Source organism: Aureibaculum koreense (assembly GCF_034296135.1).
In the GTDB taxonomy this organism is placed as follows: Bacteria; Bacteroidota; Bacteroidia; order Flavobacteriales; family Flavobacteriaceae; genus Aureibaculum.
The window spans coordinates 1-14,367 of record NZ_JAXKVV010000014.1 but is presented as its reverse complement, the minus strand read 5'-3'; the positions used below and the strand labels follow the sequence as shown (position 1 = coordinate 14,367).

Sequence of the window (14,367 nt, the reverse complement as noted above, 5' to 3'; positions counted from 1 at the left end):
TATAGATTATTCTTAATAATTAATATAAACCCACTCTGCAATTGGTTTCATACCTGCTTCGTTGAATTTAATTACGAAGTAGTACGTTCCTACAGGAACCTTATTGCCTTTACCAATAGTCATGGTGCCACTTGAGTATCCATCCCACCAATTGGGTTGGGTAGCTCCGTTACGGCTATATTCATAAACCAAGTTACCCCACCTGTCATACACTTCCATTTCGAAATTATCATACTGGGCTAATGCTGGTATAATTAAGGTATCATTTAATCCATCACCATTAGGTGAGAAACCATCAGGAATAATATCACAAGATGTTGGATCTAAATAATCTGGATAAGAATCCTCATCACAATTATCATTTGTTGGGTCACCATCTTGATTACCATCTTCGTCAGCAGTAGGTATTCCATCCCCATCGTCGTCTGTATCTCTGTAGTCAACTTCGCTATCACCAGTTACCAGCGTAGAGTTATTTGATACAGAAGCTAAATCATTATCCCTATTTGGTAAATCAGTGGCAGGATCAGTGCCAATTGCCAATCCATTAGGGTCTGCAAAATCTCCTACAGAACCATCATAAGCGTCATCTAAACCGTCATCGTCAGAATCTGTTCCGCTTGGCAATATATCTGCAACTCCATCTGCATCATAATCATGACCCTCTATACTATCAGGCACATTGTCATTATCAGAGTCATCATCCAGATAATCTGGTTCATCAGCACCATCAGTGTTAACTGGGGTAAGACCAGTTCCATAAGCATCATCTAGACCATCACCATTGGTGTCATTTCCAGTAGGATTATCATAATCTGCAGTTGTTTGGGCTTCCACATTATCAGGAATACCATCATCATCCGCATCCAAGTCTAAATAGTCTGGATGCCCATCACCATCACTATCAGTATCCGTTTCAACTGAAGTTAAGATTCCGTCTCCATCATCGTCAATATCAAGGAAGTTAGGCTGTGTGTCTCCATCAGAATTCCAAGGAACATAATTAATATCTGCTAATAGTGTATCATCAGTTTCAATATCATCAAACAATCCGTTTGTGCCGAAGTCCGTAGGAACACCATCAATTACGCCATCATTATCAGCATCTAAATCTTCCAATCCTGCTTCAACAACATCTAAAATACCGTCGCCATCTGCATCAAGATCAAAATGATTTGCGATACCATCACCATCAAAATCGTATTCTGATTCAACATCATTGTTAGCATCACCAACAGAAATATTGTTATCGTTATCATCTAAATAGGCAGGTACACCATCGTTATCATTATCGGCCAGCGGATCTTTGCCGTCATACTCTATTGTATCTGGAATACCATCATTATCATCGTCTAAATCAACAGGATCGCCAACACCGTCTCCATCAAAATCAGGATAGACCGTTAACAAGGCAGGTTCAGAAATAACGTCCGTATCACAAGCAAATGCAGGTGAAGACAATACCACTCTGTACATATAACCATTGTACTCTAAAGGCACCATAGTTAATGTCAATTCTTCAGAAGTTGCTCCAGTAACTACTGGTTGTGTACCTCCATTTGAGAAATCTGACCAATTAACACCACCATCAACACTAACTTGCCATTGATAACTGATTGTATTTTGTATATCAACGTTAAAGTTGGCATTGGCATTTACAACAATTACTTGATCTTGAGGTTGAGTTGCAATTGGTTGAACCGCTAAGCCAGCTTCTTGAAAGTCATATAAATCATTGTTATCTAAATCATTAGGTTCCGTGTAGCCAGTCGTACCAGGTGTATTAACTAAACCATTAGCATCTACAGTTAAACCTGTATCACTACCTAGTCTTCCACTACTATCAACATCAGCTAGACCCGCTTCTATAACATCGTTACATCCATCATTATCCGCGTCCAATTCTTGTGAATCTGGTATAGTATCTACATCAGAATCAGCTGTTGGAGTTGTTACCGTTGCCGCAGGAGTATCATCAGTCTCAATCAAGTCTAACAATCCGTTTGCACCAAAATCGGCTGGATTACCATCTAATATACCATCATTATTCAAATCAACAACTGTAGTTCCATTTAATTGACCTGATTCTACTACATCATAAATACCATCGTTGTCAGAATCTAAATCAAATTGATCTAATACACCATCACCGTCAGTATCCAACACCCCTTCTATAGTATCAGGAATACCGTCATTATCATCATCCAAATCGGTAATATCTGGAATACCATCTCCATCGTTATCTGGGAATAAGTTCAATGTAGCTGGAGCAGATGTCCAGTTACTATCACAGACAAATGCAGGTGATGAAAGAATTACTCGGTATTGGTAACCATCATAAGTTACTGGTACACCTGTTAAGGTTAAAGCATCTGTGGTTGCTCCACTATATGTAGGTACAGCACCACCATTTGTTATTGGATTCCATGTTGTACCTCCATCTGTACTTTCTTCCCATTGATATGAAATAGTAGCCAATATATCAGTACTAAAAGTAACATTTGAATTGATTATTATAGTTTGGCTTACTGGATCGGTATTTACCGCAGGAACACCCAAACTAGCTTGTTGGAAATCATAAACTCCGTTACCATCCAAATCGTCTGGTTCTCTATAACCATCAACACCGCTTGTAACAACTCCATTAATGTCTACCGTTAGGCCTGCTCCGAATGTGCCATTGCCCAATAGGCCATTATTATCTCCATCGGTAAACCCAGCTTCCAACACATCGTTACAACCATCATTATCAGCATCAATTTCATTAGAGTCAGGTGTTCCATCACCATCAGAATCTGCAGTTGGAGTAGCTAAATTACCACTATCTGGAGCATCTTCTAAAGGATCGAACAATCCGTTTGTACCAACCGTTCCTGCATTGGCAGCATCAATAATACCGTCATTATTTATATCTACTACATTATTGGCTGCATCTATTTGACCAGATTCAACAATATCGTAAATACCATCGTTATCTGAATCTAGATCTAAGTGATTTGGTACGCCGTCACCATCAGTATCAAATGCTGGTTCCGCACCGTCAGTATCTCCAATAGCACCATCATTGTCATTATCGTCTAAATATACAGGTACGCCATCGCCATCGTTATCTGCATAAGGGTCTATTCCTCCAGATTCAACGGTATCTGGAATACCATCATTGTCCGAATCTAAGTCTGCTGCATCGTTAACTCCGTCGTTATCCCAGTCAATATCTAAAGCCTCTCTCCAATCACGATCACCTCCCGGAGTATCTAAATCAGGGAAATCTGTTGGTAATGTTCCGCCATTTGTTGGGTCAGGGCTTGCATTGTCATCGTCAAAAGCGTTGTCAAGTCCATCTCCGTCAGCATCAGCGTTTAAAGGAACAGTATTTGCGGTTCCATCATTATCCGTATCCCAACCTTCAAGTAAATCTAAATCACCGTCATTATCAGAATCATCATCTAAATAGTCGGGATTATCCGTTCCGTCAGTATTTGTAGGTACAATTGCAATGCCTGTTGCCCCACCAATACCAACAACATTGTCATCATCACCATCATACTCGTCGTTTAGACCATCGTTATCAACATCTGTTGTAGCTGGTGGATTATAGCCAGTAGTTGTTTGAGCCTCAATGTTATCAACAATGCCATCGTCGTCGGCATCAATATCAAGATAATCAGGACCAAAAGTGCCATCAGTATTTGGAATTGGCAAAGGTGTTCCTTCCAAAGTATCATGTAAGCCATTATCGTTAGCATCTGCCAAAGTAGAAGGATCGCCAGCTGTTGCATAATCAACATGGGCATCGCCATCAGCATCTATTCCTCCAGCTTCAATAACATCAGAAATTCCATCAGCATCTGAATCTAAGTCTAAGTAATTTGGCAAACCGTCATTATCAAAATCGTCAATTGGCAATGGCGTTGTTGTAGTGGCATCGTCTAAACCATCTCCATCACCATCGGTAAATCCGTCAATAATTCCATTACTATCAGTGTCAATTCCACCTGCTTCAGTTGTATCTGTAATTCCATCATTATCAGAATCTAAATCTACATAATTGGCAATACCATCTTTATCTTTATCTTCAATTGGAAGTGGTGTTGCTTCAGTTGCGTCATCTAAACCATTATTATCAGCATCTGTGAAACCATCAATAATACCATCGCTATCAGCATCTGTACCTCCAGCTTCCGTTACATCGGTTATACCATCATTATCGGAATCTAAGTCTAAGTAGTTTGGCACGGTATCCCCATCTGAATCAGGAACGGGCAAAGGTGTTGTTTCGGTAGCGTCATCAAGTCCATTATCATTAGCATCTGTAAAACCATCTATTATTCCATCGCCATCAGCATCTGTACCTCCAGCTTCCGTTACATCGGTTATACCATCATTATCGGAATCTAAGTCTAAATAATTCGGTACTGTATCTCCGTCAGTATCTGGTAATGGTAGCGGTGATAAAGCAGTAGCATCATCTAAACCATCATTATTAGCATCTGTAAAACCATCTATTATTCCATCGCCATCAGCATCTGTACCTCCAGCTTCCGTTACATCGGTTATACCATCATTATCGGAATCTAAGTCTAAATAATTCGGTACTGTATCTCCGTCAGTATCTGGTAATGGTAGCGGTGATAAAGCAGTAGCATCATCTAAACCATCATTATTAGCATCTGTAAAGCCGTCTATGACCCCATCTCCGTCAGCATCAGTTCCTCCCGCTTCAGTTACATCAGTTATACCATCGTTATCTGAATCTAAATCTAAATGATTTGGAATACCATCATTATCCGTATCGGTTAACGGAAGAGGTGTTGTTTCAGTAGCGTCATCAAGTCCGTTACCATCGGCATCGGTAAATCCATCTATGATTCCATCGCCGTCAGCATCTGTACCTCCAGCCTCTGTTACATCGGTAATACCATCATTATCTGAATCTAAATCTAAATGATTTGGAATACCATCATTATCCGTATCGGTTAACGGAAGAGGTGTTGTTTCAGTAGCGTCATCAAGTCCGTTACCATCGGCGTCAGTAAATCCATCTATGATTCCATCGCCATCCGCATCAGTTCCTCCCGCTTCCGTTACATCGGTTATACCATCGTTATCTGAATCTAGATCCAAATAATCGAAAACTCCATCGCCATCATTATCACAATGTGAAATCAAGGAGTTTAAACCTAGCGTAGTTGTATTAGGACCTGTAGTAGTAATTGTTAGTGTAGTTATATTTATCCATTTAAAGTAAGAAATCCCCGTTATATTAGGTATTGGAAAGTCATCAATAAACCTAACCCCATTAATATTCGCCGGACTTCCAACCAGTTCATGACTCCCAATTAATGAAACGACTTCATCTGCTTGAGTACTAAATAACCAACCATCATCATTCGCATTAAGATGATCAAAACCTATAACTACAGTAATTGGAGAAGCAAAAGTGAAAGTAATACTCTCATCAGGACCACTTAAAAGAAGTGACCCTGGATTGCCTCCATGACCTAATGATGAGTTACTTGTATATTGCCCTGTTGATGAAAATAATTTTATTCCATTATTAACATTAAATGCCATAGTAAAAGGAACTCCTTTTAAGGTGCCCGATCCAGAAGCGTCTCCCCCATTACCAGTGCCATAATTCCATAAAGGGGCATTAAAATCATCAATAACATTGATGGTTCCACAATTTTGCTCATCAGCATCTAAAATACCATCGTTATCATTGTCTAAATCTGATATATCAATTGTACCGTCCCCGTCGCTATCAAGTCTATCATCTGTATCATCACATGCATCAGCAATGCCATCACCATCTAAATCTGATCCCAGTGTAACTACGTCAGCATTTGTTCCTTGACCTGATATGCCTGCAACTGTAGGCACACCATTACCATCCACACCACCTGTTAGCATATTATTTACATCAATATCGGTAGGTGTGAATGTCCCTGAACCTTCTAGAGCATCAGGACAACCATCATTATCCGAGTCTGTATCTAAATAATCAAATACACCATCATTATCTGAATCACAATGTGAGGTAATTGAATTTAAACCAATGGTAGTTGTATTAGGGCCTGTGGTAATTATAGTGAGGGTAGTTATATTTACCCATTTAAAATAAGAAATCGCATTAATGTCTGGTGTAGAACCTATTATATAGCTCACACCATCTATTGAAACCCCTCCATCAACTTGATGACCAGCTCCTAATGCAATCATTTCATCTGCTGGTGTGCCAAACTGCCACCCATCTCCATCTGCATTAAGGTGATCAAAACCTATAACTACAGTAATTGGAGAAGCAAAAGTGAAAGTAATACTCTCATCAGGACCACTTAAAAGAAGTGACCCTGGATTGCCTCCATGACCTAATGTTGAATTGCTTGTATACTGTCCTGTTGATGAAAACAATTTAGATCCTCCATTAACATTGAAGTCCATTGTGAAATTAATTCCATTTATTGTACCTGCACCTGAGGCATCCCCACCGTTACCAGTACCATAATTCCAAAAGGGTGCGTTGAAATCGTCAATTACATTAACGGTTCCACAATTTTGTTCATCAATATCTAAAATACCGTCGTTGTCATCATCTAAATCTGCAGATGATGGAATACCATCTCCATCATTATCACATTCGACATTAACAACTGTATTATCCGTAACATTAGCTGTTGTTGCTTGAGCAGCACCTCCCGGAACACCGTCAGCGTCTACTGCTGCTGTTAATCTGCCGTTAGCATCAACATCTGCAAAAGTGAAAGTGCCAGCTCCTTCTAATGCGTCTGGGCAACCATCATTGTCTGAATCATTATCTAAAAAATCAGGTGTGCCGTCTAAATCTGAATCTACATTGCCTTCAACACTATCTAAAATACCATCGTTATCTGAATCTAAATCTAAAAAATTTGGAAAGCCATCTCCATCCATATCAAAAGCAGCATTAACCAAACTATCATCATTGCCAATTCCACCAGCATTATCATTATCATCTAAATAGGCATAAATACCATCCCCATCAACATCATCATAAGGATTATTCCCATTAGATTCTTCTGTATTTAAAATTCCATCTCCATCAGCATCTGGATCAAATGGATCCAATATATTGTCGTTGTCTTTGTCAAAAGCAGATTCAGCAGATGGACAAGCAAAACCATCATTACTAGCTGTTACTTCTGAGGCAATCAAAAATTGAGCTGTTGGTGTTGGTGTTAGGTAATCATTAATAACATAAATACCGCCAGCATTATTAGAAACATATAATCTTTTTGAATTGTCTGAATAGGCGGCTCCATAAGTACCATTGGGCAAACCTGCAACTGTCACCCTTCCTTTAACCTGAGTGTCTAAATCCCAATAAGACAGCCTGCCATTTGACGCTCCCCACAATCTCCTATTTGTACCATCATTGATAAAAGCAACATCCGCTACGTTATCTGCGACACCAGTCCAACCACCTACTACTGTAACAGAAGGCGTTCCATTTGCAGGTAGTGTAGAAACATTGTCTATTTTATTGAAATTATTCCCTGAAATATACCAAAGGGCATCATTATCATCAATATCACCAGAAAAGGAACTTACCCCTAAATCTCCTAAATCTACAATTGTACCATCTGCTAATATTCTAATAATATGGTTTTGTGCCACTGTACCACCCAAATCATTTACTAAAGCATACATTAATCCATCTATCTCATTATAGCCACCACTATTATATCCCGATCCATTACTATTGATTGGGGCAGAATATAAACCAGTTATAGGATTTAAGCTTTTAAGCTCCCCACTTATTACTTGATAAAAAAGTCTAGGACAATCAAAACCTTGTGCATAAACGGAATTGATATTTGCAAAACTAAAAACAAATAATATTGCAAATATTATTTGTTTTAAATGTTTACCGTAAACTGCGTAAATTGTAGTTAAGTAACCTTTTTTCATAATGTTATTTACTTAGTGTTGTATAAATTGTAGTCTATAGAGTTATTTACAGAAATACAAGGATTCTCCCCAATAATATTATCTTCAATTGTATTTCTACAATGAATACAAATATATAAAAAAATGTTAAAAAAGCGTTTTACACTTCTTTATTTTGAAAACAAATTAAAATGTATTTCTATTTAAAATAAAAAACAAAAGGCTAAGCCTTATTTACACAAGGTTTAGCCTTTTGTTAAAGGTCTTTTATAAAGTTATTATTTTATTTTAACAATTCGAAAAATCTTATAATTTTACTCAAAAAGTAATGAAATCTTATTAATATAATAGGTGTTTTCTAGAAGAATCTAGGCGATTTCAGGTTTTTCTTCGAGAAATCTATGTCCCATTGCAAAAATACTTCGTGCGTACCGCTGTTGTAGTTCCCCAAATTGGTCGTCGTGTAATCATAGGCATATCCTATCCTCAGATCCCTGGTCACACCAAAGTTGACCAGTCCCGTTACGGCATCGCCAAAACGATAGCCCACACCAAGCTCCAAACGGTCGTTGAACAAAAAGTTCAGGTTGCCGTCCAATGACAACGGAGAACCAGATACCACTTTTGCCATTACCGATGGCTTCATTTTTAAAGTCTCCGAAAGGTCGAAAACATAGCCCAACGTACCAAAATAGTGCATCTTCTCGGAAGCTTTGCTTATAGTACCGTTGTCTTTCTCCAAATGTTTGGTCTCCAATAAATTCGGTGCCGATAGACCTATATAAAACTTATCCGTGTAATAATAAACGCCCGCCCCAAAGTTCGGCAAGGTCTCGTTTACATTGTCGTCGAACAAAGGGTCTACTCCCGGTGCCGTTTGTGGTAATATCAATGACAGCAAACCTACATCAAAGAACGTTACACCGCCTTTTAATCCAAAGGCCAACCTACCTTCTTCTGAGGTACTTATAGTATAGCTTACATCCGCATATACATTGGTCTCCTTTACTGGGCCGTGCCTGTCCAGAATGGCCGAAAAACCGCCACCAAGGTTCTTGCCCAAAGGGGCATGGATGGCCATCGTGGCCGTTTTAGGGGCACCTTCTATACCTACCCATTGCAACCTGCCCAATACACCTATGCTCAACGTACCGCGAGAACCAGCATAGGCCGGGTTCACTATGTTCATGTTGTACATATATTGCGTGTACTGAGGGTCTTGCTGTGCATGGCCCTCAATTGTGCTTAAACCTAATATTAATAGTAAAAATGATGATAGTTTTCGCATAATTTTACTTTAAATCTTATCTCAAATTTGTGAGAACTATTTTTTATTTTGCTCTTTTTTGTAAAACCTACAAGGTCTTATCTCTTTCACTAGGCTCTAAAGATTAAAAAACGACCTTGTAGGTTAAAATTTTTCTAATAATTTACATATACCCAACCCGCTACCGGTTTCCTATCATCATTACCATTAAAGTAAATGATATAATAGTATGTTCCTACAGGTACTTTCTGATCTTTCTGAATGGTTATTTTTCCATCAGAGAATCCATCCCACCATTCAACAGGTGTTCTGCTTTCATTACTGTAATCATATACTTTAGCACCCCATCTGTCATATATCTCAATTCTAAAATTGGGATATTTACTTAATAACGGTACAATAAAGTAATCATTGTCTCCATCTCCGTTGGGCGAGAATGCATCAGGTATTATGGTACAAGATGTAACATCTAAATAATTTGGATGCCCATCAAAATCGCAATCGTCATCATACCAAATACCATTTTCGTTATCATCTTCTTCGAACGTTGGTACACCATCATTATCATCATCAGTATCTCTGTAATCAACATCATCATTTGTTGCTCCTGGCGTTGGATCAAAATCGAAATTAGGTAGATTATTTGCAGGATCATCAATTTCATCATTTGGATCAATATCATTTAGGTTACTACCTTCATAACCATCATCCAATCCATCACCGTCAGTATCAGTATCCGTTGGATCTACATCAGGATGACCGTCGTGATCTAAATCATGCCCTTCAATATAATCGTGTACACCGTCATTATCAGAGTCTTCATCTAAATAATCAGGATCGTCAGTTCCTTCAGTATTTACAGGAGTAAGACCATCACCTGAACCTGGCGTGATTTCATAAGCATCATCCAAACCATTTCCATCAGTATCAATACCAGAAGGCTCTATATAACCAACGGTTGGTTGAGCTTCTACGTTATCAGGGATACCATCTCCATCAGCATCAATATCTAAATAATTAGGATTGGTATCGCTATCTAAATTATCTGTTCCTTCAAGTGATGTTAAAATACCATCACCATCATCATCAATATCCAAATAGTTTGGTTGGAAATCATTATCAAAGTCATCATCAAAAGGATCACCATTACCATTAATATCTTCATCTAACGTTGCAACGCCGTCACCGTCATCATCAGTATCTCTATAATCTAACAGTAAATCACCGTCAGTATCTGGTAAATCAGTTTGTGGATTGTCGATTTCGTCGTTAACATCAAATCCGTCATTATTGTCGATACCTTCAAAAGCATCGTCCAGACCATCTTCATCAGTATCAATACCTATATAAGTTACATCAGGTATACCATCATGATTCGCATCGTTACCTTCGATACTATCTACAACATTATCGTTATCACTATCTGTATCAAGATAATCAGGATTATCAATACCATCCGTATTTACTGGCGTTAGGCCTTCTCCTGATCCAGGTGTTGTTTCATAGGCATCATCCAAACCATTTCCATCAGAATCTACTCCTGAAGGTGCTATATAACCAGCAGTTGTTTGAGCTTCGATATTATCTGGAATTCCATCATTGTCTGCATCTATATCTAAACTATCAGGATAGATATCACCATCTGAACTACCAGTTCCTTCAGCGGTATCTAAAATACCATCATTGTCATCGTCAATATCGTACAAGTCTGCTACGCCGTCTCCATCTGTATCAACTAATACTTCTATTGTAACTGTTGCCGTTGAAGTATCCCCATTACTATCTTCAATAGTATAAGTAAAGGTATCAATTCCTACAAAATTTGCAGTAGGTGTATATACTACATAATCGTCTGTTGGATCATTTGGCGTACCATTATCATTAACAGTGGCCGTGCCATTATTTGGTCCAGTTGCAATCACAATTGGTGTAGTACTTGGACCGTCCCGACCAAAATCGTCCGCTCCATTACCATTATCTAACAATACGGTAATATCGTTATTTGTTGAATTTTCAACTACCACCACTGCATCGTCTTGTGCCGTTGGCAAGAAATTGATAACGATATTATCTACAATGCTCTCGTCATCATCTGCATTACCGTCAGCTAAATCATCAGCATCAAAACTTGTATTAGGATCACTATCTGGATCAATGTTATCAGCACCCGTAATTTCTGCTTGATTGTAATAACTTGTGGTAGTATTTGTACCGTTAGTTAAAACTTCTGCATTAAACGTTAATGCTAAATTAGCTCCATTTGCAATGGTTAATCCATTCCAGTTTATTGTATTTCCTGTTAATACTCCTCCATTTGAAATGGCCGTTATATTTCCAAATCCGTCAGGAATAACATCTTCGACATTTATACCTGTAGCAGCACTTGGACCCGCGTTACTTAATGTTAATGTAAAGGTGATTATATCTCCCGTAGTTGGGTTTAAATCGCTAACTGATTTAACCAAGCTCACATCAGAAACTGGTTGCGGTACAACATTTACAATGGCATAATCATCTTCGTTCGTATCTCCATTATTTGGAGTAGAATCTGGATCAAAATTATCAGAAGCTGTTACTTCAGCCGAATTGTTATAACTACCCGTTGCTAATACAGTAGCAGTTATGTTAAGGGTAGCTGTATTACCATTAGTAATTGTTGGAACCGTCCAAACCCCTGTACCAGAAACATATGCACCCGCACCATCATCACTTACATAAGCATATCCGGTTGGTAACAAATCCGTTACTTGAACTCCTGTTGCATCGCTTAATCCATCGTTATTTACAGTCAATGTAAATACTACATCAGAACCTACTAAAGGAGCCGTGTCATCAACCGCTTTGGTCATTGACAAATCAGATACTGCTACAGGAGTTGTTCCAACTGTGGCGAAATCATCACCACTTCCATCACCAGGAGTTGAATCAGGATCAGCATTGTCAGAAGCCGTTACTTCCGCATTATTGGTATAATTACCTGTTGCGTTGACCGTAGCTGTAATCTGCAATGAAGCTGATCCAGCATTCGCAATATTACCAACTGTCCAAACACCAGTTGCGTCATCATACGCTCCTGCACCGTTATCGCTTACATAAGTATAACCATTAGGCAATACATCTGTAACTTCAACGCCAGTCGCATCACTTAACCCATCATTATTTACGGTCAATGTAAATATTACATCAGAACCTACATATGGAGTTGCGTTATTAACTGTTTTAGTCATTGACAAGTCAGAAACTGCGGTTGGACTCACACTAACTATATCACTTTCATCATCATCGGCAATACCGTCAGTTAAATCATCTATACCATAACTACTTGAAGGGTCACTATCAAGGTCTAGATTATCAGACGCTTTAATTTCTGCTCTGTTACCATAATCTCCTCCTGCTAATACTCTGGCTGTAAATTCAAAGGTTGCTGTTGCACCTGAGGCAATGTTCAATCCTGACCAACTTATAGTATTTCCAGTAATTGAGCTTCCTGCTGTAATTGCTGTTACAGTATCATAACCATTAGGCACAACATCTTCAATTGAAACTCCTGTTGCAGCACTTGGACCGTCATTGGTAACGGTTAATGTAAAGGTTACATTATTTCCTACTGCAGGAGTTGCATTATCAACCGCTTTTGTAATACTTAAATCAGATACTGGATTTGGTGTTGTGCTTACTGATGCATAATCATCATCACTTCCATCGCCTGGAGTTGAATCAGGATCAGTATTGTCAGAAGCTGTTACTTCAGCTTCGTTAGTATAATTTCCTGTCGGATTAACCGTTGCGGTAATTTCAATGCTTTCCGATCCGTTTAATGGGATGTTTGGTACTGTCCAAACACCTGTTCCATTTATATAAGCACCTGCTCCATTATCAGAAACATACGTATAACCGGTAGGTAATACATCTGTTACTTGAATTCCGGTTGCAGTACTTGGCCCAGCGTTATTTACGGTTAAAGTAAATATAACATTTGAACCAACATTTGGTGTTGCATTATTCACTGTTTTTGTCATAGACAAGTCAGAAACTGCACTAGGATTAATAGTTACCGTATCACTCTCATCATCATCTGCAATTCCATCTGTTAAATCGTCTATTCCATAACTAGTTGTTGGATCAGAATCAGGATCTACATTTCCAGATGCCGTAATTTCAGCTCTGTTTCCATAATCACCTGTTGCTAATACCTGAGCTGTAAATTCCAATACGGTTGGTGCACCCGTTGAAACGGTTAAACCTGACCAGCTAATTGTATTGCCAGTTACAGTTGCCCCAGCTGTTATAGCTGTAACTGAACCATATCCGTTAGGAACGACGTCTTCTACTGTTACTCCAGTTGCATTGTTTCCGCTACTTGCCACGGTTAACGTAAAAGTAACGAGGTCACCCACATTAGGAGTTGTGTTATTTACCGCTTTAGTAATACTTAAATCGGCATATTCAATTGGCGTTTCTGCCGTATCGGTTTCTGCCGTTGTAATTTCATCAGTAGTTACCGAAACTTCGTTAATGACATTAGTTCCTGTATTTGCTCTTCTTTGGAAATCAGCCAATGTTGTTGTATAACTGATGGTATACGTCCAAGTTTCATTTTTCTCTATTACACCTGCCACTCCATTATCTCCTGTTGGCCCAGTCAATACTCCGTTTGAACCATCTGGTAATACATCAGTGATAACGATATTTGTTAAATCTAAATCTCCATCATTTTCTAAGGTAATTGTATAATTTAAAATTTCTCCAATTGCCGTAACTGTTGCTGGGCCTCCTGTTTGCATTTTTGAAACCACTAAACTTGGGTTACAACCTGGCTCTATCAAAGTTTCTTGAGCTGGTGCTGATACACAACCTGTTGTTTTACTTCTTACTAGAATATCAAAGGTTCCAGCCATCAAATTATTAAATGTATTAGAATCCTGATATGATGATCCATTATTAATACTATACTCTAAATTAACACCTGTTGCACTAATTACTAATATACCATCATTTGGCGTGGGGCAATTTGCGGTTGTTGGATTAGTAGGAGTTACCGAATCAATTGTAGGTAAAGTAGCATCTTCATCAATAACAACGGTATCGGTCGCTGTACATCCATTGTCCGCATCGGTAATCGTCAAGGTATAGGTACCGGCCGAACTAACAGTCGGTGTAGCTGTATTGGC

The 14,367-nt window shown here is 38.7% G+C and carries 3 protein-coding genes; all 3 read right to left on the bottom strand.

The genetic code is table 11. The features are described 5' to 3' along the window. Positions 1-12 precede the first annotated feature (12 nt). On the bottom strand, positions 13-7,950 hold the full coding sequence (locus UMM65_RS12085) for a T9SS type B sorting domain-containing protein (RefSeq protein ID WP_321976830.1): 7,938 nt from the start codon (positions 7,948-7,950) through the stop codon (positions 13-15). 337 nt (positions 7,951-8,287) lie between these two features. Continuing rightward, a complete protein-coding gene (locus tag UMM65_RS12080) occupies positions 8,288-9,217 on the bottom strand; it encodes a PorP/SprF family type IX secretion system membrane protein (RefSeq protein WP_321976828.1) in 930 nt (309 codons plus the stop codon). 134 nt (positions 9,218-9,351) lie between these two features. Next, the coding region (locus UMM65_RS12075) for a T9SS type B sorting domain-containing protein (protein WP_321976826.1) at positions 9,352-14,367 on the bottom strand (5,016 nt) is incomplete at its 5' end.

Coding starts and splice junctions, on each gene's coding strand:
- UMM65_RS12080 (WP_321976828.1), bottom strand. CDS start 9,217: ATGCGAAAACTATCATCATTTTTACTATTAATATTAGGTTTAAGCACA.
- UMM65_RS12085 (WP_321976830.1), bottom strand. CDS start 7,950: ATGAAAAAAGGTTACTTAACTACAATTTACGCAGTTTACGGTAAACAT.